Raw genomic sequence first — 25,560 nt, 5'->3', positions numbered from 1 at the left:
GGAGGTTTTTAACTGGAGAAATTCCCGTTATTTGTGACAGATAAGGTGAAAGGAGAGCATTAACGGTATATTTTCCTGTTATCCAACTTCTTAGGCTCGAACGTGGGCTCGGCGTACGGGAGCAATTGTCTATTGTCGCTGACTTGGATGTTGTGAAATAGTGGTTGGTTATAAAAAGTTGGCTAAACGCTCATTAGAGTGGAGGGTTAGATCACAAAGCACATCAAAAAACGCGCAGCTCTTTAATGAAGAGGAAGCGCGTTTTATAGTTGTTATAGGAAAATATACTATTTTGAGCTACCGTTTAATGCAATTCTACAGCCTTGAACCAGACAACGAACACAAAATGTTGATCTGATCAAAAGTAATGATCTGGTAAAAGTGTTGATCTGGTATGCCGGACTTAGGAAGGAAGCCCTTCAGCGGTCCGAAGACGGCCGGTCTTCTCATAGACATCCTGGAGCAGGCGTGAGGGCTGGGTACGAATCACCGGCTTCGCAGCGACGATCTCATGTGGTCCGACGACAACGATGTTATCTGTACTACCTTTGATGATGGCCCCGTCCTTGATGACAGCACCTTCGCCGATAATCGCGTTCTCAATATGCACTCCACGTCCAATGCGGGCACCAGGCATGACTACACTTTGCTTGATGACCGATGTTTTGCCGATCTCAACGCCTCCGAAGACGACTGAGCGTTGCAGACTGCCTTCCTGTGTGCAGTAGTCGTTCACTAGGCAGTCGGCCGCTGACATTTGGCTACGTGGCTTGTGAACGGAGATCTTGGCGCGGCGGGCTCGACTGTACATCGGCCACACTTCATTTTCAAGATTCCAACCATTGTCTGCTGTCAAGAGGTCCATATGCGCTTCCCAGAGACTGTCCACAGTACCTACATCTCTCCAGTATCCTTGAAAGCGATAAGCGAACAGGTCATCATTGGTATCAAGCATGCTTGGGATGACATCCTTGCCGAAGTCATGGCTGGAGTCAGTATTGGCCGCATCACGTAGCAAATGCTCTTTCAGATAGTCCCAGCGGAAGAGGTAAATGCCCATCGAAGCAAGATTGCTTTGTGGCACTTTGGGTTTTTCGACGAATTCAGAAATCTTCAGCGCTTCGTTCACGTTCATTACACCAAAGCGGCTGGCTTCCTCCCAAGGCACCTCCATCACAGAGATGGTGGCTTTGGCCTCTTTGCCTAAATGGTATTCCAGCATTTTCTGATAATCCATGTGGTAAATATGATCAGCGGAGAGAATCAGCACATTCTCCGGGTTCTGATTGTCAATAAAATCAATGTTCTTATAAATAGCATCGGCTGTTCCTGAATAAAGGTCTCTGCCTTCAGTGCCGGAAGGGAGTAAAGTCACACCTTTGCCATTCTTTGTATGGAGCCCCCAAGGCTCACCTTCCCCAATATGACTGTGCAGTGACTCTGCTTCATATTGCGTAAGTACGCCTACAGTGTCAATATTGGAATTGACACAATTGCTGAGGGGAAAATCAATGATTCTATACTGTCCGCCGAAAGGGACAGCCGGTTTAGCCATACTGGACGTCAGGGGTGCCAATCTCCGTCCTTCCCCACCGGCCAATAACATGGCGATACATTCTTTTTTACTCATTTGTTATCCCTCCCATATTTTTGTCAATGCTTGTAATATACACTGCCGATCCCGTCTTGAAACGACATAGGTGAAGTATATTGCTGTGAAACTGTAAAAATTACATGAATTATTTTCTTTATCCATAAAAAATTTCTTTTCAAATCAAATCATTTTCAAATGGATAATTTTCGGGTAATGTTATAGGTGCATCCTATTTATAAAGGTGGTGATGAATTGGCTGAGACACCAAGAACAGAAACCCTCCCGTCAACGGATGATATCGATATTTATTTGTTTCATGAGGGCACGCACTATCACAGCTATAACATCCTGGGTGCGCACATTGCCGCTTGGGAAGGGACTTCCGGTGTGCGCTTTACCGTGTGGGCTCCTCATGCGACATATGTAGGTCTGGCCGGCGATCACAATGGCTGGGACGGAACGCAGGACATGGACACGTTATATAAGATACCCGATTCGGGATTTTGGAGTCGGTTTTTCCCGGGGATGAAGCTGGGAATGTTATACAAATATAGAATTATTGCCGCTGATGGTACAAGCTTCCTCAAAGCCGACCCTTATGCGTTCAAGGCCGAAGTTCGTCCGGCAACGGCTTCGGTTGTGACTGATCTCGGGGGCTATCGCTGGGGTGATGCATCCTGGCGGCGCAAGAACAAGACTCCGTACAACAAACCCCTCAATATTTATGAAATGCATCTAGGCACATGGCGACAGAAAGAAGACGGGCAATTCTACACTTACAAAGAACTTGTTGATCAATTGATACCGTATCTGGTGGAAATGAGCTATACCCATGTGGAATTTATGCCGCTGGCAGAGCATCCGTATGACTTGTCCTGGGGCTATCAGGGGACAGGCTATTTTGCAGCCACAAGTCGATATGGCGAGCCACATGAGCTAATGTACCTGATCGACCATCTCCATCAAGCAGACATCGGTGTGATTCTGGATTGGGTGCCTGCCCACTTCGCCAAGGATGCCCATGGTCTGAGACGTTTTGACGGTTCTCCACTATATGAGTATACCGACCCGCTGTTGGCCGAAAAGCCGGGCTGGGGAACACTTTCCTTTGACTTCAGCAAGCCTGAAATTTCTTCGTTCCTGATCTCCAATGCGCTGTTCTGGTTTGACCTATACCATATAGATGGGATGCGAGTGGATGCGGTAACCAGCATGCTGCGTCTTGATTTCGAGAAACAGCACCATCAATATCGCCCCAATGCTAATGGAGGGCTGGAGAATCTGGAAGCTATATCCTTTCTACAGCGCCTGAACAAAGCAATTTTCCAGCATTACCCCCATGCCTTAATGATGGCCGAAGAATCCAGTGCCTGGCCGGGTGTGACTGCACCTGCTCATGAGGGAGGACTTGGCTTCAATTACAAGTGGAACATGGGTTGGATGAATGACACCCTTGGATACATAGAACATGACTTCGGGGCACGGCCCTACCATCATAATTTGCTTACCTTCCCGATCTGTTATGCGTATTCTGAGAACTACACCTTGCCCCTATCACATGATGAGGTCGTGCATGGTAAGAAATCGCTGCTGGACAAGATGCCTGGGTCTTATGAGCAGAAATTTGCCGGTCTTCGGCAGCTGCTCGGTTACCAAATTACTCATCCTGGCAAAAAGCTGTTATTTATGGGTGGTGAATTCGGACAATTCATCGAATGGAAGGATCAGGAGCAGCTTGATTGGTTGTTGCTCGATTATGAGCGTCATCGCCAGATGTTGGCCTACACCGCAGCTCTGAACAAGCTGTATCGGAGTGAAAAAGCATTATGGGAGCAGGACCATACCATAGAGGGATACCAGTGGATCGATGCCGATGACAATGGTCAGAGTGTCATTTCTTACATTCGCCGGGGCAAACGTCCTGTCGACACGCTCCTCATTATCATTAATTTTCAGCCGGTGGAACGCAGCATGTACCGTATTGGAGTACCGCGTGCGGGAGTATACGAGGAAGTATTCAGTTCGGATTCTCCGTCTTATGGCGGCTCCGGTATCCTTAATGCACCCTTGAAGAGCAGCAAGCTGAAGTGGCACAATCAGACCAACAGTATTGAACTGGTTCTTCCGCCGCTGAGCTTTGTGGTACTGAAGAAGGCACCTCGTGCAACTAAGAAGATCGAAACGTCCGAGTGACCGTGAACAAATACAGAAGCCGAAGGGGGAAATAAACATGAAGGTTTTATTTGCCGCAGCCGAAGCGCATCCGTTTATCAAAACGGGCGGTCTGGCCGATGTTATTGGTGCTCTGCCCAAAGCACTGAAGGGTGCAGGGGTAGATGTCAGAGTCATTATGCCAAAGTATCGCGGAATTCCTGAAAAATTCACTTCACAGCTACAACCCGTTACCGTAGTTAACGTTCCGGTCGGTTGGCGCAGCCAATATTGCGGCATTGAAAGACTCGTGCATGACGGGATCACGGTGTATTTTATCGACAATGAGTACTATTTCGGACGGGATGCCATTTACGGATATATGGACGATGGGGAGCGTTTTGCCTTTTTTAACCGGGCAGTGCTGGAATGCCTGCCGGCCATCGACTTTCAGCCAGATGTGCTGCATTGCCATGACTGGCATGCCGGGGTGATTCCGCTGCTATTGCAGGGGCATTATCGCCACAACCCTTTTTACAGTGAGATCCGCACGGTGTTCACGATCCACAACCTGCTGTACCAGGGAGTGTTTCCGTATGAGGTGCTCGGAGAGCTGCTTGGCCTGGACGACAATTATTTCCTCGGTGTGGAGTACTACGGCAACGTGAACTATATGAAGGGCGGCCTTGTATATAGTGACCATATTACTACCGTGAGTCCGACCTATGCCGAAGAAATCCGCACACCTTATTATGGTTATGGCCTGGACGGGTTATTGAATGAACGAGCAGGCCATTTGAGCGGTATTGTGAACGGAATTGACACCAAGAGCTACAACCCAGCGTCGGACCCTAATCTCTTTACCCGTTACCGCTCCAATCTGGCTAAGAAGACGGAGAATAAGGTAGGGCTACAGCAGGAGTTAGGACTACCCGTGAATCCGCAAGTTCCGATGGTTGCCATGGTTACGCGCCTCGTGGATTCCAAAGGCCTGGATCTCGTGACACGGGTGCTGGATGAGCTACTCTATACTGATGATTTGCAATTTGTCGTACTGGGGACGGGGGATGAGGCCTATGAGCGCTGGTTCCGCGAAGCGGCCTGGCGGTATCCTGACAAGTTGTCTTCACAGATTACGTTCAGCGAGGGTCTTTCCCGCAAAATATATGCTGCTAGCGATCTGTTCCTGATGCCCTCCAAGTTCGAACCATGCGGCATAAGCCAGCTGATTGCCCTCCGCTATGGCAGCATTCCGGTGGTGCGGGAGACGGGTGGACTGAATGATACCGTGCATTCCTATAACGAAGTGACAGGGGAAGGTAACGGGTTCACTTTCAAGGATTACAATGCGCATGATATGATGCACACCTTGCGCCGGGGGATCTCTACCTATAACCAACCTGAGCATTGGAAAAGAGTCACAAAGAACGCGTTCGCTGGCGATTACAGCTGGAACGTATCTGCACAGCAGTATATTGATATCTATAAGAGGATTACAGGATAGCCTCCAAGTAATTTTCCTGGTAGAACATAGATTTTAAACTCCAATAAACCGTTTCTTAAGATCAAGTGATCTCTAGGAGCGGTTTTTCACCAATTCGGGAGGCTTTTCACATTCTGAAAGTGTATTGAAGATTTAAAGGAATTAAATACGCAGTTTGGAAAAGCTATTAAGAACGGCCAGCCGTATCAGGCCATGGAGCTGGATGAACAGTTTCACAATCTCATTGTGGAAGCAGGAGATGAATTAATTTAACGAAAAAGGGTGAGAACATGACAAAAAGCAAAGATCTGAGAATACGCAGCAAAGTCATCAGCGAAGGTGTCAATCGTGTGCCGAACCGGGCGATGCTGCGGGCGGTAGGTTTTACAGATGAGGATTTCAAGAAACCGATGATCGGCATCGCCAGCACCTGGAGCGAAGTCACCCCGTGTAACATGCATATTGACCAACTGGCGGTTCAGGCTAAAAAAGGAGTGAAGGATAACGGCGGTGCACCGCTGATCTTCAACACCATAACGGTTGCAGATGGAATTGCAATGGGGCATGAGGGCATGTCTTTCTCTCTGCCTAGCCGGGAAGCCATAGCCGATTCCATCGAGATTGTTATGGGCGCGGAACGCCTGGATGCACTCGTCGCCGTGGGTGGCTGTGACAAGAACACGCCTGCCTGTCTAATGGCGATTGGTCGGCTGAATCTGCCCGCAGTCTACGTATACGGTGGAACGATACAACCGGGTACGCTTGATGGCAAGAAGGTGGACATCGTCACGGCCTTCGAAGCGGTCGGACAGTATCATGACGGCCGAATGACCGATAAGGAGCTGCACAAGATTGAATGTAGCGTCTGTCCGGGTCCAGGAGCCTGTGGCGGCATGTACACCGCTAATACCATGGCTTCCGCTGCCGAAGCATTGGGCATGAGCCTGCCGGGATCTTCCTCGACACCTGCGATTTCCCCGGATAAAGCAACGGAATGTGCCAAGGCTGGCAAACAGGTGCTGCATCTGCTGGAGAAGGAGATCTACCCGCGGGATATCATGACGAAAAAAGCTTTTGAGAACGCCATAACACTAGTCATGGCCCTTGGTGGTTCCACGAATGCTTTCCTGCATCTTATTGCGATTGCTCATTCGGTAGAGGTTGATTTGACCTATGATGATTTTGAGCGTATCCGCGTCAACGTTCCGCATATTGCTAATCTTAAGCCGAGCGGCAAATATGTGATGCAGGATTTGAATGATATCGGCGGCGTGTCCGGCGTCATGAAAGTGCTGCTGGATAGAGGATTGCTGCATGGGGATTGTCTGACTGTCACTGGCAAGACGCTGGCAGAGAATTTGGCTGAGGCTGCGCCGCTTCCGGAAGATCAGGATATAATCCGCCCCTTCGACCAGCCGCTCAAGCCTGACGGACCGCTGGTCGTGCTCCGGGGCAACTTGGCACCAGAAGGCGCGATCGCCAAGATGTCCGGGATGAAGAAGCTTCGCTTCACTGGCCCGGCAAAAGTGTATGACAGTGAATCTGAGGCTACGGATGCCATTTTGAACAATGAAATACGCGAAGGCGATGTTGTCGTTATCCGTTATTGTGGTCCCAAAGGCGGACCCGGTATGCCGGAGATGCTCTCGGTAACCGCTTTGATTGTTGGAAAAGGGTTTGGCGGCGATGTGGCGTTGATCACTGACGGTAGATTTTCCGGTGGTTCCCACGGCTTTGTCGTGGGCCATGTAGCCCCGGAAGCACAAGTTGGTGGACCAATCGCACTGCTGCAGACTAATGATCTGGTAACGATCGACAGCGAGGTTCAGGAGATCTCATTCGAGGTTACACCGGAAGAATTGGAGCGCAGGAGGGCGGCATGGAAGAAGCCAGCGCTTAAAGTCACAAGAGGCGCACTCGCCAAATATGCTCGTCTGGTCTCTTCAGCGGCGAAAGGTGCTGTAACAGATCTGCCGGAGGAATAATAGAAGCGGGCTGTCCCTGCCATAAATAATGGCACAAAGGACAGCCTGTTTTTTCAATCTAAATTACGAGACAGTATCCGGTAGCCGTATGGCTCCAGCCGAATATTCATGATCCCGTTCTGCGGAAAGACCGATTCTCCTGTCAGGGCGTCCTGCCAGTCGTCTGTCTCCATGGGATGACTCAACGTGCGCTGCTCCGGCATATTGTTCATCCAGATCGTGAAGTGCAGCTTATTATCAGCCCGTTCGTAGACGATACAGGCATCGTCCCTACTTGCATGCAGCAGGCGGAACCGCCCTTCGCGCAGCGCCTTATGTTCCTTACGGAGGGCAATCATCGTCCGGTAGAAATCATATAATTCCCGGTCCTGCTTTGCGGGGTCCCACTCCATGCATTTTCGGCAGTCCGGATCTTCGTAACCGCTAAGGCCAATCTCATCCCCATAAAAAATACAGGGCGTGCCCATGAATGTGAACAAGAAGACTACAGCGAGCTTCAGGCGGCGTTTATCTTCACCTACACAGGTCAGCAGGCGAGGGGTATCATGACTACCAAGAAGATTAAAGACGACCTCGTTCGTCTGCTGTGGATAGCGCATCAGCAGTCCACCGATTCGATGGCCGAACGTCACCCCATTCATGCCGCCGCCAAAGAACTCCAGCACCGTTCCCGAGAAGGGATAGTTCATGACCGAATCAAATTGATCGCCGAGCAGCCAGGTCAGTGAATCGCTCCACACCTCTCCGACAATATAGGCTTCGGGGTTGGCGTTCTTCACGACTTTACGAAAGTCCCGCCAGAAATGATGGTCCACCTCATTGGCAACATCCAGCCGCCAGCCATCGACTTGGATCTCCTTAATCCAGTATTCGGCAACCTCAAGCAGATAGGATCTGACCTCGGGATTAGCCGTGTTGAATTTGGGCATATTGCCAAAAAAACCGAAGGTGTCATAGGTGGGAATCCCATCGACAATCTCGGCTGGAAAAGAATTAATATGAAACCAGTGCCTGTACAGTGAGTATTCGCCTTTTTGTAGTACATCCTGAAAGGGAGGGAACTGATCGCTGCAATGATTGAAGACCGCATCTAACATGACGCGTATACCGCGTGAATGGCATTCTTGTACCACACGCTTCAGAGTAGCATTATCTCCAAAATGGGGGTCGACTTTTTTATAATCCACAATGTCATATTTATGGTTGGAGGGAGAGAGGAATAGCGGGGTAAAATAGATAGCATTAATGCCAAGGTCTTGAAGATCGTCCAGATGCTCCAGCACCCCTTGTAGATCTCCGCCAAAAAAATTGTCCAGCTTCGGTCGGCCACCCCATTCCTCCGTACCCTCAGGACTGATCGAAGGATTGCCGTTTGCGAACCGCTCCGTCATTATTTGATAGAAGACCGCATCCTTGGCCCATTCGGGTACCTTGAACACATCGATCTTGTGAATGTAGGAGAATTCATAATAATGATTCGGAGGGGTGGGATATTCGTGGCGAACGATGCCGTTGTCGAGCAAATAAATCACTTCGGAGCCAGAACTGATCCGTATCGTGTAACATAACCGCTTGTATTTGGGCCTGACGGCCGCCTCCCAATAGTCGAACATGTCGTCGGAAGCGGCTTTTTCCATCCGGACCTCATAATAAGTGTGTTTCCAGTCATATTTGTCGCCGGTCAGGGCTGTTACATAATCTACATCATTCCGTTTGGTGCGGACACGCAAGTGTATTGTTTCAGTATCGTAAGCGTAGGCCCACTTGTCGCGGGGAACATGGTACAAAGCTTCCAAAAGCATGACAGCACCTCCTAAATGAATAAGTTCGGAGCAAGGCTTATGCGCTTGGCATCAGTGTGTTTGCATGTTAATACCCTTTGAAAATGTGAAATGAATCAACTTCTTGATGGGCGTCCTGGATTCAAGTTAAGTATATACTTTTTATGTCAATACTGTGCAAAATGATTTTAATTTGCTGAAAATTACACATAATAATATGCATTTGTAGCAAAAATGTCTTTGCATATTCATACGAACTGATTTATAATAAATCGGTCTAATTAAACAGCGTGCGCTAAATACAGAAAAGGGAGATATAGAAATGAAAAAATGGGGTACACTCTCACTAACTTTGCTGCTTGCAGTAGGACTATTGACGGCCTGCGGTCAAAATAAGAATGGAAATGATTCCGCAGCCAGCGGCGAAGCCAACACTGGATCTGCTGCCAAAAAAACACTGACACTGGGTACCAGCGCGGATTTCCCTCCTTATGAATTCCACAAGGTAATTAACGGGAAAGACAGCATCGTTGGTTTTGACATCAACATTGCTCAAGACATTGCCGCCGACATGGGCGCAGAGCTTGTCATCAAAGATTTGCCCTTCGATTCCTTGCTGAATGAATTGTCGAGCGGAAGAATCGATATGGTCATCTCCGGTCTTAGTCCAACGGAAGAGCGTAAGAAAGCTGTGGATCTGTCCGATATCTACTACAAAGCCGAGCAATCCGTAGTTGTTCGCGAAGCGGACAAGGACAAGTTCTCCACGATGGACTCGCTTAAAGGAACGAAGATCGGTGTTCAGACTGGGTCGATCCAGGAAGAGCTTGCTAAAGGTATTGAAGGTGCACAATTGACTTCCCTTGGCAAAATCTCCGAGATCGTGTTGCAGCTGCAATCCAACCGCGTAGATGCTGCAATTATTGAAGGTCCTGTTGCGAAATCCTTTGTCAAGAACGTCAAAGGAATCGTGATCACAGATGCCAAACCAGAAGCTGAAGATGACGGCTATGTGGTAGGGATCAAGAAAGGCAACACGGAGCTTCTGGATCAAGTCAACAAGACACTGAGCCGACTGAATTCCGAAGGTAAGATTGATCAATACGTAACAGAAGCAAGCGAACTGGCTGAGAAGTAATTAATCTGTTATCAACTTGGAATGAACAGCTGTACTTACAGAAAATAGCGGTGCTTGTTCCGCTGTTTTCTATTTTTTTGGAGATTGGAGGTTGTGCAGGTATAATGAACATTTTTAATCTAGCTTATGATTACCGGAACTTTTTCCTGTCTGGTCTACAGTACACCCTGCTGCTGGCTGTGCTCGGCGTATTCTTCGGTTTTGTACTGGGGATTGCCATTGCGCTGCTTCGCATGTCCAAATTGGTTGTACTTAGATTTATTGCCACGGCATGGGTAGAGTTCCTACGGGGTACACCGATGCTGGTGCAGCTCTTCCTGATTCACTATGGTCTGGCCAGCTTTGGTATCGAGTTTAGCGCAGTACAATCGGGTGCGATTACACTTTCCATTAACAGCTCCGCATATCTGGCCGAGATTTTCCGGGCGGGGATTCAAGGGGTAGATCGGGGGCAAGTGGAGGCTGCTCGTTCACTCGGTATGAGACAGGCAATGACGATGCGCCATATCGTGCTGCCACAGGCTTTGAAAAGCGTACTGCCAGCCATCGGCAACGAATTTATTACGATTATCAAGGAATCCTCGATCGTTTCTTTTATCGGTGTGGCAGATCTTATGTTCCAATCCCGTGCGGTAACTACGATTACCTATGACGGGTTTACACCGTTAATTGTTGTTGCTGTAATGTACTTTGTGTTGACCTTTACTATGTCCAAACTGCTTGGCAGACTCGAAAGGAGGCTGAACACCGATGATCGCCGTTAAGAATCTGGAGAAGCATTACGGAAAATTGGAAATCCTGAAAGGCATTGATCTGGATATTCATAAAGGGGAGGTTGTCGTGGTGATCGGCCCCAGCGGTTCTGGCAAAAGTACCTTTTTGCGCTGTCTGAACCTGCTTGAGCAGCCAACCGGCGGTCAAATCACCTTCGAGGGTGAGTCCATTACCTCTCGCAATCATGATATCAACCTTACTCGTGAGAAGATGGGTATGGTGTTCCAGCAATTTAATCTGTTCCCGCATATGACTGTGCTTCAGAACATTACTCTGGCACCGATCAAGGTGAAGAAGCAGTCGCAGCAGGAAGCTGAGAAAATTGCGTTGAATCTCCTTCGTACCGTAGGCTTGGAGGATAAAAAGGATGCCTATCCGAATCAGTTGTCCGGAGGACAGAAGCAGCGGATCGCGATTGCTCGTGCCTTGGCCATGCAACCGCATGTGATGCTGTTTGATGAGCCAACCTCAGCGCTTGACCCCGAAATGGTCGGAGAGGTGCTTGAGGTCATGAAGAAGTTGGCTGAAGATGGCATGACCATGGTGATCGTGACGCATGAGATGGGCTTTGCCCGTGAAGTCGGAGACCGCATTCTGTTTATGGATGGGGGCTACATTGTTGAGCAGGGCACCCCTGCGGAAGTTTTCGGTAATCCCAAGCATGCGCGGACTCAGGATTTCCTGAGCAAAGTGCTGTAATGCATGACATATAAAACGGCCCCGGTGAATTACCGGCGGCCGTTTTGTTTTAAAGTTCATTTATGCGCCCAAACCATGTATAATAAGTGGTTAATGAACCTGAAAAGGAGTACATACATATGAAAGATGACCTCTGCCGGATCGGCATTATTGATATTGGCTCCAACTCCATTCGTCTGGTAATCTATGACACGACGCCGGCGGGAGGCTATAAGATCATAAAGGAATGCAAATACTCTGCCCGTCTGAGTGAGAAGATCACAAGAGACGGACGGTTGGATCGGAAGGATATGGAGACCGTTGTGCCGGTACTGCGCCAGTTCAAGGAGATCTGCGACGGATTTGGTGTGGAGAGGATCCGGGCAGGTGCGACAGCTGCCATTCGTAATGCTGCCAATTCAGCGGAAATTATATCCTTCCTATCAGAAGCTTCAGACATTCCGATTGAAATTATCAGTGGTCACCAGGAGGCCTATTTTGGATTCCTTGGGGTGATTAATGCGTTTAATGTTGACGATGGGTTTGTGATCGATATCGGGGGCGGCAGTACAGAGATCACGCTGTTTAGAGGCCGGCGGTATCAGCACAGCATTTCTTTCCCGTTCGGAGCTGTGAATACGAATATTATGTTCGGCCACGGCGGCAACTGGACTGCGGAGCAGGTTCATAAGCTTCAGGCTTACGTGCTGGGGCGTCTTGTGGAGCATGACTGGCTGACTGAAGGGGAAGGACTACCTCTGTTCGGACTGGGCGGTACACTACGGTCACTGGGCAAGCTGGATCAGAAGAAAAATGATTACTCGCTGCCGAATTCGCACGGATATACGATCTCATCCGAGACGATTGAGCAATTTGTGGCTACGCTACCGGCATTGCCGCTTGAGAAACGTAAAGATCTGGATGGCTTGTCCAAAAGCCGCGCCGATATCATTGTCTCCGGCTTGATTATTTTCCACACCGTATATAAGTATGTCGGTGCTGTGCAGGCTGTTATCAGCGGAGAAGGCTTGCGGGAAGGCATGCTGCATGATCTGCTGAAGCCGGAGCAGCCGGTGCGAGACAGTGCTTTGGAATTTAGTCTCGATACGATCATCCGCTTTGATATTCGCACCTCCAAGGCTCATCTGGATCATATATACAAACTGGCTAGCAACCTGTTGTCCATTCTGAAGATCGAAGGCGATACCCGGGAAATCGAGATGCTGGTCTACGTCTCCATTATGCTGCACCGAACGGGATCGAATATTAACTATTATCAGTCCAAGCGGCATACAAGATATTGGCTAATGAACTCGCCCATCCGCGGTCTCACGCATCGGCAGCTCATCCTCTGCGCCCTGATATCTTCGTATAGCACAAAAAGCCGGAAGCAGAAATTGTCCACTGAACACAAGGACATTTTACTGGCTTCCGACGAAGAGTGGATTCACAAGCTTGGAACGCTTGTTCAGCTGAGTATTGCACTGGACAGCACCGAGATTGGTGTTGTCAGGGGCCTGGAAGGCCATATGCAAGGCAATACCCTCCATATGAGCCTTCAGGGCAACTCAGACATTCTGATCGGTCTAGAAGATATTGAGAACGCTCTGAAAGCATTCAGGAACGTTTGGGGTTTGAAGGTAAAGCTCGACTTCCCTTCCAACGTGTAACATCCATAGCAGCAAACTGGCTCCGGAAAGGGGCCTTTTTGTCGTCTGCACGTTCATAATATCCATTAGGCTGGAGGAAACTTGATTTGGTGTTATCACTAAGTGTCAGCTCGAGAATCTTGATAATCTGCGCCCGAATGTTGCTGTCATGCACGGGGCACATCAGTTCGATTCGCCGGGTTAGATTTCGTGTCATCCAGTCTGCACTGGAAAGATAGACCTCTGGCTTGCCGCCGTTCTCAAAATAATAAATGCGTGAATGCTCCAGGAAGCGGTCCACGATGCTGCGCACTGTAATCCGTTCGCTTAATCCTTCAATCCCCGGCCGTAAGCAGCAGACCCCGCGTACAATGAGATCAATGGATACGCCGGCCTGGGCTGCAATGTAGAGATCGTCGATAACCTGCTGGTTGGACAGGGAGTTCATCTTGGCGATAATGCGGGCCGGACGTCCAGCTGCCGCATGCTCAGCCTCACGCTGCATCAGCTTCTGCAAGGACAGGCTCATGTTGGTTGGCGCGACGATGAACGAATTCCAGTCATGATTGGCAGAGTAGCCGGTCATTTGATTAAACAGCTCGGAAGCATCCAGACCAATGTCGGCATTCGCAGTGAACAAACTCAGGTCCGTGTAAGCCTTGGCGGTGCTGTCATTATAGTTCCCGGTGCCGACATGCACATACCGGCTCAGCTCTGTGCCTTCTTGGCGCACGATCAGCGTGATCTTGGCATGGGTCTTGAGCCCAACCAGGCCGTAGACGACATGGCACCCTGATTGCTCTAGCTTGCGCGCCCAGGCAATGTTGCGCTCCTCGTCAAAGCGGGCCTTCAGCTCAACGACGACAGTGACCTGCTTGCCCGACTCGGCGGCATGCGCCAGAGCAGCTATGAGTGGGGAATTGCCGCTGACCCGGTACAGTGTCATTTTGATGGCCATGACCTGCTCGTCTTCAGAGGCCTGAATAATAAAATCTGTCATCGCATCAAAAGATTCATACGGATGATATACCAGTACATCGCGCTCTTGCAGCACTTCGAAGAAGTCCTCGTTCTCTTCAAACTCCACCGGATATAGTGGCTCGACCGGAGGGTAGTTCAGATAACTGAAGCCCTTAAGGCTGCCTGCAAACTGGCGCAAGAATCCGAGATCCAGTGGACCGTCAATCTCGAACACGAAATCCTCGATTTCGAATTCAGCCTGTAGCTGCTCTAGCGCATAGGGGTGAATGCCTTTTTGCACTTCCAGACGGGCGGGTACGCCGCGTCTGCGTTTGCGCAGCTCCTTTTCAATTTCCTCCAGCAGGTCCTCAGCGCCTTCCTCGTCAATCGTAAGGTCCGAATTGCGCGTTAGACGGAACTCGCTGACCGAGACCGGCTCATAACCGCTGAACAGGGTCTGGATATGATGTCTGATGACATCCTCTATGAATACGAACTGCCGCTTCTTGCTATTAGAGCGATGGGGCAGAGGGATACATCTTGGCAGATTGGACGGAATTTGCAGGATTGCAAAATACGGCTCTTCCTCCAGAGCATTTTTACGGGAGAGAACCACCGCCAGATAGATGAATTGGCTATGTACCAGCGGAAATGGACGGCTCTGATCCACTGCCATCGGCGTAAGTACAGGATATATGATATCGCGATAATACTGCTCTATGGATTGTTCCTGGGCATGTGTCAGATCACTGTAATCTACGAATACAATGCCTTCCTTGTGCAGATTTCTGGAAATGTCACGGAATGTACGGTACTGGTCAGCAATGATTTTGGAGACCCGTTTGAAGAGACGTTTGTACAAGCCGGATGGAGTATAACCGGTGAAGTCTTTTTTCGTATATCCTGCACGGATCTGATCCTGGATGCCCGCTACACGCACGCTGATAAATTCATCCAGATTGCTGGATACAATAGCCAGAAATTTGGCCCGTTCCATCAAGGGGTTGTCCACATCTTGGGCCTCTTGCAGCACCCGGCGGTTAAATTCGACCCAACTGAGGTCCCGGTTGAGATAGGCAGTGGCAGGACTGCTGCTAAAGATATTCTTTTTCTCTTCTTCGATCATTTTACTCATGGCCCCTCCACGTCATTCTTTTTTCTTTCGTTACCGCTTTTGTAGCGGTGCAGCCGCAATTTTGGCTTTATCGTATATTTTACCATTTTACCCTTTGAAGAAGATAGATTTGTTAAATCTGTGTAAAATCTTTGGGTTAATTTGCTGAAAGTTTGCCGATGCAGGTCGGATAGTGGAATTAAAGTTAACATAATAAAGAATATGTAAACTACATTGTTTTCCAAATAAACTCTCATTTTTTCGTTAAAAAGAACAGTTCTTTCAAAATGGTAACAATTGCTTTGGCGCTGGTTACAAAATTGTGATATATTCGATTCTGTTAGTTTACAAAGAGCTGCATCTTGATGCCCTTAGTAATTCATACATAGCTCAGGGTAAAGACTTGCGCAGTGCGCCGTTACCGGCCGCCGTGCATTGTAAACCAAGGAGGAAGAAATGAAGATCAATTTCAAAATGATTAAAACCTTTGCTGCTCTTGTAGGAATCAGCGCTGCGCTGCAAGCCGTTCCTGTCCATGCTGACGGCATCCACACCGCCAAGGAAGGGAACACTTTCTATACGTTGTCCAAACAATACGGAGTTAGTGTAGACGCCCTAATGAAAGCTAATCCGCAGGTGTCTGCAACCAACATTTATGAAGGCTTGAAACTGAACATTCCTGGCCAGACGCCTAAGCTGGTAGCTCAAAGCGAATCTGCCAAAGCTGAAATTATTACTCCTAATCTTAACGTGCAACCAGAGACCAATACGGTTTCAGCATGGGGCAAAGTATTCAACTATGACCGGACACTGCAAGTTAAAGCTTCGGCTTACTCGTCAGCGAGCAGCGAGAACGGGAAATGGGGCGCGGTCGACTACCTTGGCAATCCGCTGAAGCTTGGAACGATTGCTGTCGATCCTTCCGTCATTCCAATCGGGACCAAAGTTTTGGTGACGGGTTATTCCCACCCTGGATTACCAAAGTCCGCTTTTGTTGCTACGGCTACTGATATGGGGAGTGCCATCAAGGGCAATCGGATTGATATTTTTATCCCGGGAAGCCCAAGCTTTGTAGCTGATTTTGGATATCAGTATGTACAATTATACGTGATTCAATAGTTGATTTAAAACATAGCATGAAACACAAACGGAGGATGACCGCTAAGCGCGGCGTCCTCCATTTTTGTTATTTGCTTTTCGAGATTTGCAACAGCTGGGGAACCGTTACAAAAGTGTAGCCCCGTTGTCGCAAGCTCGTAATCACCTCAGGTAGAGCCTGTATGCTTCCCCTCAAGTTGCTCCCATGTCCCCCTCCGCCATGTTGAAGCACGATCGCTCCCTTGCCGGCATGAGAAAGAATGTTGTTCTTGACCTGCTGCTTGGAGAGTCCTTTCCAGTCCAGCGAATCCACATTCCAGTTAACCAGCTTATAGCCGTGAGATTTCGCCCATTTAAGCTGCTGCTCATTGATATCTCCATAAGGGGGGCGAATGAGCCGAGGCTTATAGCCTGCGATAGCCTGCAAAATATTTTCCGTACGGACGATCTGTGACCGAAAATCATTCAGTCGTAGCTTCACGAACTGCGGATGATTATAAGAGTGGTTGCCGATGACATGTCCTTCCCTGATCATGCGGGCAACGAGTCCTGGATGTTTCTCTGCCCGGCTTCCTACAACAAAAAAGGTGGCCTTCACTTTGTATTTGCGGAGGACATCTAGCAATTGCGGCGTAAAGCGCGGATCGGGTACATCATCGAAGGTAAGGGCGATGATCTTCCGCCGCGGGCCGCTGGTCTTGATCGTCTCAGGATACTTGTGCAGCAGCTGGCTCAGTGTAAGCCCTTTGGAATCCTTTCGCGGCCGGGCCGCTTCTTTGGAAGAGGTTGTTTCAGCTGCTGGGCCGACGGGATTTCCAATGGAAGAAGAGGCCTCGGGATCATTGGAGCTAAACCACTGCACTGGGGTTTGATTAGCAATCGCTGAAGCTTTTAATGGTGCAGGGGGAGAAAGTAGCAGGGCACAGGTCGCCGCTGTCATGAGGGTCAGTCTCCAGCCCTTGGACAAGTAATTCATCCGAAAGCACCTCCTTTTTCGTCATGATCACGGCCATTATCTTCCTTTGTTATCCCCTAAAATGCCGGAATTTATGCTGTTCCCAGTGTCTCCGTGTCCTATATTTCTTCCAGCAGGCAATGCGTGTATACTTATGGAACGGGACATGGAAATGCCCGAATAGATAGGGATCATGGAAGGATGGAGACAAGTATGCCGAATTTATTCACCCCTTATGAATTGAAAGGACTATCACTGAAAAATCGGATTGTGATGCCTCCAATGTGCCAATATTCCGTGGACAAGCAGGATGGTATCCCTAATGACTGGCATTTTGTGCATTATGTCAGCCGTGCCGTGGGCGGTACAGGCTTTATTATTGTAGAAATGACGGGCGTTCACCCGGATGGCCGAATCACGAACAAAGACACCGGTATTTGGAATGACGAGCAGGTTGAAGCTTATCGCAAGCTCACAGATGCTGTGCATGCTCAGGGCGCCAAAATTGCGATTCAACTTGGGCATGCCGGACGCAAGGCATTGGATGCAGAACCGCCGGTTGCACCGTCTGCGATACCTTTTGACAGTCGTTCCAAGACTCCCAAGGCTTTAACGCGCGAAGAGATTGCCGAACTGGTGACAGCTTATCGCGAAGCTGCGCGTAGAGCGGTGGAAGCGGGATTTGACAGCGTGGAGATTCATGGTGCGCACGGATACCTGATCCATCAGTTCCATTCCCCGCTGACGAATGTCAGAGAAGATGAATATGGCAAGGATCTTAGCTTGTTTGGTGAGCAGGTAGTCAGAGCAGTTAAAGAAGTGCTCCCTGCGGACATGCCTATCATCATGAGGGTTTCCGCCAAGGAATATGTAGACGGGGGATATGACCGTGAGTATGCGCTAGAATTCTGCACCCGCTATCGCGATGCCGGGGTAGATCTGTTTCATATCTCGACTGGCGGGGAAGGTCCAATCGGCTCGAACGGCGGGCCAAATGCGGGTTCAGCATATCAGGTCGATCTGGCCGAGTACATACGGACCGGACTGCAAGTACCTGTTATTGCGGTAGGACGCTTGGAATCCTATGCGGATGCACAGGCTGTGGTAACAGAAGAACGGGCGGATCTGGCCGCGGTTGGTCGTGGCATGCTGAGTGATCCTTATTGGGCGCTGCATGCACAGGAAGCGCTGGAAGGCGTAAATCAGGTGCCTAAAGCTTATGAGCGCGGGCTCTGGAACAGAAAATAGATTATTATATAAGAAGAACAATAGAAAGTAACAGTAAGCGAGAAGGAACGAAGGGGGAAGTTTGGAACTGTAGGAGCGATAGCGACCGCCTGAAAGCTTTCCGCAGGAAAGCTCGCATCGGAAGCACATGCTGTTCCCAGATTTCAACCGCTAGAAGCGGTTATAAATAAGAAATCTGGGAACAACAGCGGCCGGAAGTCCAAACATTCCACCGTAGTGACGACCGAGCCTAGCGTTCGAATCATAAGTTCTTCTTATCTAGTGTGAATATTGTCACAGATTTCAAGCTCCTTCTAAGGCAATCTTTAATAAGATTAAATTTGAAGGAGCTTGATAACGTGGCGACAGTTATAAGTAACGAACGGCTGGCAGATGGAGTATTCCATCTTAGGGTGGAGGGTAATCACGGCGGACAAATGGGTCAATTCTACATGCTGCGGGCATGGGGAGCCTATCCGCTGCTGTCCAGACCGCTTAGCATACATCAGGTGAACGATAATGGGGTTGAATTTCTGTATCATGTGGTTGGCGAAGGTACAGAAATTATGGCTGGATTGAATCCAGGTGACACGGTAAATCTGGAAGGGCCGTTTGGCAACGGATTTCCGCATGTGTCCGGGAAAGTAGCACTCGTAGGCGGGGGGATTGGCATTGCCCCGCTTTTTTATTGCGCTGAGAAGCTGCCAGACAGTGACGTTTACTTGGGCTTCAGCAGGGAAGCCTTCCGCACGGATGCCTTTTCTTCCCGTGCCGCATCCTTGACGGTGGATGTGGGCGGACGGATTCTCGACAGTGTTGATTTTACTGCGTATGACCATATCTTCGTATGTGGACCACATCCCATGCTCAAAGCAGCTCAGCAGAAAGGCCAGGCTGCTGTCGAAGCTGGAAGCAGTACCCGGGTGTATCTGTCGCTGGAGAACCGGATGGCCTGTGGCATTGGCGCCTGCCTGGTCTGCAGCGTGTCCTGTCGTGACGGACAGCGCAAACCCTGCGCCGATGGGCCTGTTTTTCTGGCGGAAGAGGTGATTTTCCATGATTAATCTGAGCGCTAAGATTGGCAATGTACATTTCAAGAATCCGCTTGTTATGGCCTCCGGCACCTTTGGCTTTGGACATGAATATGGCAAGCTATATGATGTATCCGCACTCGGAGGAATCTCCGGCAAAGGCCTGACACTGAATCCCAAGGCGGGTAACCCTGGGATTCGCGTATACGAGACAGCTTCCGGTATGCTCAACAGTGTTGGACTGGAGAATCCCGGAGTTGAAGCATTCCTCGCCAAGGAATGTCCTTATTGGGAGAACCTTGATACGGTCCGTATCGTCAATCTGGGTGGGGGGACGCTTGAGGATTATGTGCGCGGTGCGGAACTGATCCAGCAGGACGCAGATGCCCGTCAGCGCGCAGGAACAACGGCTGTAGACATGATCGAGCTGAACATCTCTTGTCCGAACGTTAAGGAGGGCGGGATCGCTTTTGGCATCAAAACACCGGCCGCGCAAGAAGTGGTCAGAGCCGTGCGGCGGGCCACACAGCTTCCGCTCGCGGTGAAGCTGTCGCCCCAGGCGGAAGATATCGCCGTGATGGCACAAATGTGCGAGGCGGAAGGAGCGGACGCAATCTCGCTCATCAATACGATTTCCGGGATGAAAATTGATGTCCGTAAGCGTAGCAGTGTGTTTAACAACCTGTACGCCGGATTATCCGGTCCGGCTATTAAGCCTATCGCCCTGCGGATGGTGCATCAAGTGGCCAAGAGCGTGAACATTCCGGTCATGGGCATGGGCGGAATCACCTCAGCCACCGATATAATTGAATTTATTATGGCTGGTGCAACGGTGGTTCAGGTGGGTACTTACAATTTCATGAACCTGCGGGCCGGCAGCACATTGGTAGACGAATTGCGGAAGTTTATGGAAGAAGAAAAGATCAGTTCTTTGGACGAAATTCGCGGAATTATATAAAATATAGGTGCAGCCCCCGTTTTCTGCGGGGGCTGTTCTCCAAATTCAGTCCTGTTTGAGCCGGATAAAGAAAGCGGTGGGGATATGAACATGAATCTGAACCAGACTATTTATTGGATCGGCGGCTCCGCCTGCTCCGGGAAAAGCACGATCGCTGCAAAGTATGCGGAGAAATATGGGCTGGATCTTTATGCCTGCGATTTCCATTCCGAAGTCCATCTGAAACTGATATCCCCACAACATCATCCGGCCATGCATAAGAGCGCGGTGATGGATTTCAATGAAGCCTTCTGTCACACTGATCCTCAGGAAAAGCTCAGACATTACATCCAGTTCTTTATGGAGGACTTCCTTTTTGTAATCGAAGACCTTGCTGCAAAGCGTGCAGATCGGCCTATTATTGTGGAAGGTAACCAGCTATTACCGTGCCTTGTCGATCCCTACTTGAGGAGTCATAGTCATCATCGAGCGTTATGGATTGTGCCTTCTGAGTCTTTTCAAAGAGAGCACTATAGCCAACGGCCGTGGATTCACGACGTTTTGAGACAGACGGACAATCCCGTAATGGCTTTTGACAACTGGATGGATAGGGATGCTTCATTCGCACGATATGTATACAGAGAAGCTGCAGAACTGCATCGGCATGTTATTGAAGTGGACGGAAGTGTAAGCCTTCAGGAAAATTTTGAAATCGTTGAAAAAATATTGACGGACTGGTAACAATCCTTCTTAACGAAGCATGATTTATTAGTAAGGCTGCTTGTGTTCTACCAGAGACAGACGATTCCATGATATAGTAAAGTACGTAACAAAGGTTTCACCTTGCCGCTGTAGCAGGTGGGAAGGAAGTTATTTCTTGATGATTCGGTTATTATAAGAGGAGGCTATGAAATTGGCTGACGAGAACATTCATCCGGGCGATATTGAACTGACCGCGCTGGAGGTTGGCCGTGATCTGCTGCTGCTAATTACCGGTGGTGTAAGTCATATCGGTGCAGCCAGTACAGCTTTTCTGATCGGAGATCAAGTTGAAGTGCTGACCTCGGCTGTTCCTCATCACAAAGAACACACTTTGAGTGAGGGAATTGCTCATAGGATAGCAACCGCACTGCAAAGATCAGTGACGGTAGTCATGGGCATTCATTATGATGATCTGACCAAGGAAGGTATTCAGCAGGTTGTGGAAATTGTTAATGCCAAAGTTGAACAATATTTATTGCAACAAAGTTGAAACGGCGGCGGCATCTTTGCGTAAGAGATAACAAACAGTTTTTTAAACTTTCTTTTGGAGGAATGAATAATGTCTATTTTTAAAAGATTGCGCGATCTCACAATGTCCAATATTAATGCGATTATCGATAAGGCTGAAGACCCGATCAAGATGACGGATCAATACATCCGCGACATGACCGAAGATTTGGAGGATGCTGAGAAAGCAGTAGCTGCTCAAATCGCCATTGAGAAGAAATTCAAACAGCTTTACGAAGAGCAAGAAGCACTCGTCGACAAGCGTAACCAACAGGCTCACGCCGCTGCTCAAGCCGGGAACGTTGATCTTGCCCGCCGTGCACTTGAAGAGAAGAAAGCAGCAGAAGCCAAACTGGTGGAGTACAAAGCTAGCTTTGATCAGAATAAAGCCTCCGCAGACAACCTGCGCGGCAAGCTGGAAGAGATGCGCAAGCAGCTTGTCCAAATGAAGAACAAGCGTGAGACGCTGGTAGCGCGTTATAACGCTGCTAAAGCACAAACTGAAATCAACAAAGCGATGAGCGGATTCAATACCGACTCGGCCTCCGCAGGCCTCAAACGGATGGAAGAGAAGATGCTTCAAGCGGAAGCACAGGCGGAAGCCAGCAACGAAATGAGCTCCGGCAGCAAATCGCTGGATGACGAATTCGAGAAGCTTCACAAGGACCAGGCTGTGGAAGACGAACTGGCTGCACTACTTAAGCAATACGACAAGAAGTAAGAACGGTAAAGCCGGAGTAACGGCTTAATATCAATAGGCGAAGGGGAGACAGCGCGATCGTTTCTCCTTCGCTTTTATCTATGCAAGTACAGGGTATAAAAATTGATGAAGCGGGGGCTGAAGTCAATGGATCTCCATATACTGGTATCCATGGTGGTATGGACGGTATGTAGTGTTATTTTGCTGTTCGTGCTGATGTACGTGGATTCACTTTTTACCCGTTATAACGATATTGAGGAACTGAAAGCGGGCAATATGGCTGTCACGACACGGCTCGTACTGAAGTTGCTGACCCAGGCATACATATTATCGACCTCCATTTCTACCTCAAACCGGCTCGGAGAAGCGCTGCTTGTATCGGTGGTTTCCTTTGCGCTGTTGTTGCTGCTTGAGCGGACTGTGCGCCTGTTGTTTGCCGTTTGGGGCAAGCTGGATCTGGATCATGGGACGCAGCAGGGGAAGATTGGCTATGGTTTGCTTTCGGGTTCGCTGCATATCGTCGGGGCTTTAATTATTTCAGCTTTTTTGTAGGAAGGAATGATGGAGGTTGAGTATCTGGAAACGCATAGGCAATTTATTCTCCAAGCCGGAGCCTCCGGCAGTACCCAAGAGCATGCTTAGTCTTGCACCCGGGGATATCTGCGAAGTCTCGCTGGTTACGTATCAGGTCACTGGGAGGACCCATAACCGAGGGCGGAATGCAGTTGTGCTGACACTGCGCGATGGCAGTGAAATCGCCTATCTGCATATTGAGGAGCGGGAGCAGCTACAATATGGGTTGTATAAACCGATTGACGGACGGCTGGATAATCCTGCAGAAGTGCCAACGACGCTGGAATTGGATGACCATGAGTTCTTCCTGGAGGAAGAATACGAAGGTCATGTAGCGGTGGCGGGGCAGACCCCATTCATGAATGGGGGAGAGCAGCATGTGTGGCAGTACCAGTCCGATGACTTCCGTCTGCTACGCATAGAATGGCAGAACGGACGGTTTATGCTGTATGAAGGTGAGAAAGTGATCCCGGGCGATGTAAGGGTAATCCGGGCTTCATAGGAGAGGGTGCCCATGAAAAGACAGTTAGCACGCTTGTTATCCTTAGTTATGGTACTGGGGCTACTGGCTTCCCTGCTTGCCGCATGCGGCAGTGCTCCCGACCTCAAGGAGAACTATCCGCTGGAATCCGTGAACAAGGAAGGCCATTCCACCTCCTATGTCTACAGGGCAAGTGGCCAATCGGTAGAGGAAGTAGCGGATGAACTGGCGTCACAGAAGAAGCCGGATCAGATCTCATCTGCTAATTCGGAACATATGTTCTTGGTCTACGGCAAACAGTGGTACCATTTGCAACAAGACCCGAAAAAGCCGGAGGATACGCTGGTCGAAGTCGATTCAGAAGAGTATGTGCGTAGCAACTATAACTCAAGCTTTCTGGAGACTTATCTTGCGGCCAGGCTAATCGGCGATTTGTTCGGTTCGGGGGGCGGATATGGCTCTTACCGGGGTTATGGAAGCAAGGATGAATATAAACCCAAGCAAGGAACGTATCACAAGCCGACCGAACAGGATAAAAAAATTGCGCCACCGGTCACCGTAGAACGGAAGGGACAAATCACCCGTAGGGGTAGCAGCAAGAGTGTCACCGATCCGGGCAGTGTGGGCGGAGGAAGCAGCAAGAGTGATAGCGGTACAAGCAAAGGCAGCATTACCCGTAAGAAGAGCGGGTCCGACTTTTTCAATGCGCCGAAGCCCAAAATTAGCAAGCCCAAAACCCGCTTTGGTACCGGTAAAATCGGCCGAAGGGGTAGGTGACACCCAAGCTTCAAGCAGAGACGCGTCAGTAAGAGCGGCTCTGCTTTTTTTATGAGACGAGGTTGAAAAAGGATGTTAGAAGACAAGATATCGTCTTGAAAAATGAATGTTAACCAATCAAAAAGTGTGGTATTCTGGATTAGAGAACATATGTTCTATTTTTCCCACTTTACTGTACACATTGGAGGATTAACGGATGAGTCATTTCCAACTGGTAAGTGTAGCTCATATGTTCCTGATTAAGGATCAGCAAATACTCTTGATGCGCCGTTGTAACACCGGACATGAGGATGGCAAGTATGGGCCCCCGGGAGGAAAGCTGGACGGAGGCGAAGAAGTGAAGATGGCAGCTATTCGGGAAGTTAGAGAAGAATGCGGTGTTGTGATTCAACCGGATGATCTGGAGATGACTGGTGTTATGCACATCAAAGCTGCTAACGAGCGGGTTGATTTTTTCTTCATCACAGAGCGCTGGACGGGAGAGATCCGCAATGCCGAGCCGAATAAATGCGATCATATGTGCTGGTTCCCCATGGATGACCTTCCTGACAACCTCATCCCTTTTATCGGACAAGCGCTGAAAGACCGTAAGGAAGACCGCTGGTTCTCTAGTTACGGGTGGAATTAGTTGATTTTACCAGCGTTTTGATGTACCTTTTTTACATAACAGTCGTAATACTAAAGTAGCAAGGCAATAATTTCACAGGAGGGAATCACGATGAAGGATGAGAAACAGACGATCACCTCTTTAAAAGATATTGGTAAAACAATGCTAAAAGGTGCGACTATCGGTTCGATCTGGGATTCAGACCTCACAGACAAGAAAGCCAATGCCACGCCTGAGTTTACGACAAAACAAGTATATAATCATTTGCTTGGCAAGGAGAAGCTATCCGATCAGGAGATAGAACGTCTCAAACGGGCTACGAAATACACTAGAAATCTGTAACATATAGTTTAACGATTAAAAATAAATTTTTATAAGAGCGGATACAAATCTTCTTCGGAAGAGGGTATCCGTTTTCTTTTTAATAGAGAAATGAATGAACGGTCAACCAAGAACAACGAACCAAGAACAACACCAACACCAACACCAACACCAACACCAACACCAACACCAATAACAACAACAAGCAGCTCACAACCACCAACAACAGCAAAAGCAAAAGATAAAGTTCCTCTTTTACTCTCTGTTTAGCAAATTA

The 25,560-nt window shown here is 49.0% G+C and carries 24 protein-coding genes and 1 pseudogene; 21 read left to right on the top strand and 4 right to left on the bottom strand.

Translation table 11 applies throughout. The annotated features are described in order from the left end of the window. Positions 1 to 403 precede the first annotated feature (403 nt). Entirely contained in the window at positions 404 to 1,630 is a 1,227-nt protein-coding gene (locus ACFORK_RS23840; RefSeq protein ID WP_379203758.1) for a glucose-1-phosphate adenylyltransferase, read from the bottom strand. Between the two features lie 216 nt (positions 1,631 to 1,846). Between ACFORK_RS23840 and glgB the strand changes: the two genes are divergently transcribed. The 4 genes and pseudogenes from glgB to ilvD all read left to right on the top strand — a co-directional run bounded on the left by glgB (position 1,847) and on the right by ilvD (position 7,213). Then, a complete protein-coding gene (gene glgB, locus ACFORK_RS23835; RefSeq protein WP_379203756.1) occupies positions 1,847 to 3,787 on the top strand; it encodes a 1,4-alpha-glucan branching protein GlgB in 1,941 nt (646 codons plus the stop codon). 37 nt (positions 3,788 to 3,824) lie between these two features. Then, the gene (gene glgA / locus ACFORK_RS23830) at positions 3,825 to 5,249 is read left to right on the top strand and encodes a glycogen synthase GlgA (RefSeq protein ID WP_379203754.1); all 1,425 of its coding nucleotides are present in this window, start codon (positions 3,825 to 3,827) and stop codon (positions 5,247 to 5,249) included. Between the two features lie 153 nt (positions 5,250 to 5,402). After that, positions 5,403 to 5,489: pseudogene (locus ACFORK_RS23825) on the top strand (GntR family transcriptional regulator); the annotation flags it as partial. 29 nt (positions 5,490 to 5,518) lie between these two features. Then, positions 5,519 to 7,213 carry a dihydroxy-acid dehydratase gene (ilvD, locus tag ACFORK_RS23820; RefSeq protein WP_379203752.1) on the top strand — a complete coding sequence of 565 codons (1,695 nt, stop codon included), beginning with the start codon at positions 5,519 to 5,521 and terminating at the stop codon, positions 7,211 to 7,213. A 53-nt stretch (positions 7,214 to 7,266) separates the two neighbouring features. Here ilvD and ACFORK_RS23815 read toward each other — a convergent pair whose 3' ends face one another. Next, positions 7,267 to 9,015 carry an alpha-glycosidase gene (locus ACFORK_RS23815; protein WP_379203750.1) on the bottom strand — a complete coding sequence of 583 codons (1,749 nt, stop codon included), beginning with the start codon at positions 9,013 to 9,015 and terminating at the stop codon, positions 7,267 to 7,269. Positions 9,016 to 9,316: 301 nt separating this feature from the next. On the opposite strand from ACFORK_RS23815, the gene ACFORK_RS23810 reads away from it, so the two are divergent. From ACFORK_RS23810 to ACFORK_RS23795, 4 genes are all read left to right on the top strand, one after another. Further along, positions 9,317 to 10,132 carry a transporter substrate-binding domain-containing protein gene (locus ACFORK_RS23810; RefSeq protein ID WP_379203748.1) on the top strand — a complete coding sequence of 272 codons (816 nt, stop codon included), beginning with the start codon at positions 9,317 to 9,319 and terminating at the stop codon, positions 10,130 to 10,132. Between the two features lie 104 nt (positions 10,133 to 10,236). Next, the gene (locus tag ACFORK_RS23805) at positions 10,237 to 10,896 is read left to right on the top strand and encodes an amino acid ABC transporter permease (RefSeq protein ID WP_066361493.1); all 660 of its coding nucleotides are present in this window, start codon (positions 10,237 to 10,239) and stop codon (positions 10,894 to 10,896) included. Beyond that, a complete protein-coding gene (locus ACFORK_RS23800; RefSeq protein WP_379203746.1) occupies positions 10,883 to 11,605 on the top strand; it encodes an amino acid ABC transporter ATP-binding protein in 723 nt (240 codons plus the stop codon). The genes ACFORK_RS23805 and ACFORK_RS23800 overlap by 14 nt, the downstream gene beginning before the upstream one ends. A 119-nt stretch (positions 11,606 to 11,724) precedes the next feature. Further along, on the top strand, positions 11,725 to 13,254 hold the full coding sequence (locus tag ACFORK_RS23795; RefSeq protein WP_379203744.1) for a Ppx/GppA phosphatase family protein: 1,530 nt from the start codon (positions 11,725 to 11,727) through the stop codon (positions 13,252 to 13,254). On the opposite strand, the gene ppk1 is transcribed toward ACFORK_RS23795, so the two are convergent. Continuing rightward, complete coding sequence (gene ppk1 / locus ACFORK_RS23790; RefSeq protein ID WP_379203973.1) at positions 13,202 to 15,319, bottom strand: polyphosphate kinase 1; 2,118 nt, start codon at positions 15,317 to 15,319, stop codon at positions 13,202 to 13,204. The two genes, ACFORK_RS23795 and ppk1, sit on opposite strands and share 53 nt — an antisense overlap. Before the next feature lie 444 nt (positions 15,320 to 15,763). Between ppk1 and ACFORK_RS23785 the strand changes: the two genes are divergently transcribed. Next, complete coding sequence (locus ACFORK_RS23785; RefSeq protein ID WP_379203742.1) at positions 15,764 to 16,426, top strand: 3D domain-containing protein; 663 nt, start codon at positions 15,764 to 15,766, stop codon at positions 16,424 to 16,426. Positions 16,427 to 16,493: 67 nt separating this feature from the next. On the opposite strand, the gene ACFORK_RS23780 is transcribed toward ACFORK_RS23785, so the two are convergent. Beyond that, positions 16,494 to 17,381, bottom strand: coding sequence for a polysaccharide deacetylase family protein (locus ACFORK_RS23780; protein ID WP_379203740.1), 888 nt, complete (start codon positions 17,379 to 17,381; stop codon positions 16,494 to 16,496). A 192-nt stretch (positions 17,382 to 17,573) separates the two neighbouring features. Here ACFORK_RS23780 and ACFORK_RS23775 point away from each other — a divergent pair, with 192 nt between their 5' ends. The 12 genes from ACFORK_RS23775 to ACFORK_RS23720 all read left to right on the top strand — a co-directional run bounded on the left by ACFORK_RS23775 (position 17,574) and on the right by ACFORK_RS23720 (position 25,553). Continuing rightward, on the top strand, positions 17,574 to 18,608 hold the full coding sequence (locus ACFORK_RS23775; RefSeq protein ID WP_379203739.1) for an NADH:flavin oxidoreductase/NADH oxidase: 1,035 nt from the start codon (positions 17,574 to 17,576) through the stop codon (positions 18,606 to 18,608). A 338-nt stretch (positions 18,609 to 18,946) separates the two neighbouring features. After that, a complete protein-coding gene (locus ACFORK_RS23770; RefSeq protein WP_379203738.1) occupies positions 18,947 to 19,651 on the top strand; it encodes a dihydroorotate dehydrogenase electron transfer subunit in 705 nt (234 codons plus the stop codon). After that, on the top strand, positions 19,644 to 20,576 hold the full coding sequence (locus tag ACFORK_RS23765) for a dihydroorotate dehydrogenase (protein WP_379203736.1): 933 nt from the start codon (positions 19,644 to 19,646) through the stop codon (positions 20,574 to 20,576). The genes ACFORK_RS23770 and ACFORK_RS23765 overlap by 8 nt, the downstream gene beginning before the upstream one ends. 90 nt (positions 20,577 to 20,666) lie before the next feature. Then, positions 20,667 to 21,296, top strand: coding sequence for a hypothetical protein (locus ACFORK_RS23760; protein ID WP_379203734.1), 630 nt, complete (start codon positions 20,667 to 20,669; stop codon positions 21,294 to 21,296). Between the two features lie 172 nt (positions 21,297 to 21,468). Continuing rightward, the gene (gene lpdD, locus ACFORK_RS23755; protein ID WP_379203732.1) at positions 21,469 to 21,807 is read left to right on the top strand and encodes a prenylated flavin chaperone LpdD; all 339 of its coding nucleotides are present in this window, start codon (positions 21,469 to 21,471) and stop codon (positions 21,805 to 21,807) included. A gap of 69 nt (positions 21,808 to 21,876) precedes the next feature. Next, positions 21,877 to 22,545, top strand: a complete 669-nt coding sequence (locus ACFORK_RS23750) for a PspA/IM30 family protein (RefSeq protein WP_379203730.1) — start codon at positions 21,877 to 21,879, stop codon at positions 22,543 to 22,545. 126 nt (positions 22,546 to 22,671) lie between these two features. Next, the gene (locus ACFORK_RS23745; RefSeq protein WP_379203728.1) at positions 22,672 to 23,076 is read left to right on the top strand and encodes a DUF350 domain-containing protein; all 405 of its coding nucleotides are present in this window, start codon (positions 22,672 to 22,674) and stop codon (positions 23,074 to 23,076) included. A gap of 16 nt (positions 23,077 to 23,092) precedes the next feature. Further along, entirely contained in the window at positions 23,093 to 23,599 is a 507-nt protein-coding gene (locus ACFORK_RS23740; protein WP_379203726.1) for a DUF4178 domain-containing protein, read from the top strand. Positions 23,600 to 23,611: 12 nt separating this feature from the next. Continuing rightward, entirely contained in the window at positions 23,612 to 24,355 is a 744-nt protein-coding gene (locus tag ACFORK_RS23735; protein WP_379203724.1) for a DUF4247 domain-containing protein, read from the top strand. Between the two features lie 196 nt (positions 24,356 to 24,551). Then, entirely contained in the window at positions 24,552 to 24,983 is a 432-nt protein-coding gene (locus ACFORK_RS23730; RefSeq protein WP_379203722.1) for an NUDIX hydrolase, read from the top strand. 90 nt (positions 24,984 to 25,073) lie between these two features. Further along, a complete protein-coding gene (locus ACFORK_RS23725; protein WP_379203720.1) occupies positions 25,074 to 25,304 on the top strand; it encodes a hypothetical protein in 231 nt (76 codons plus the stop codon). 90 nt (positions 25,305 to 25,394) lie between these two features. Further along, complete coding sequence (locus ACFORK_RS23720) at positions 25,395 to 25,553, top strand: hypothetical protein (RefSeq protein ID WP_379203718.1); 159 nt, start codon at positions 25,395 to 25,397, stop codon at positions 25,551 to 25,553. The last annotated feature ends 7 nt before the right edge of the window (positions 25,554 to 25,560 follow it).

Source organism: Paenibacillus sp. GCM10012306 (assembly GCF_042649265.1).
In the GTDB taxonomy this organism is placed as follows: domain Bacteria; phylum Bacillota; class Bacilli; order Paenibacillales; family Paenibacillaceae; genus Paenibacillus_AQ.
Note: the sequence above shows the minus strand (reverse complement) of the source record. Positions and strands in the feature narration are given on the sequence as shown.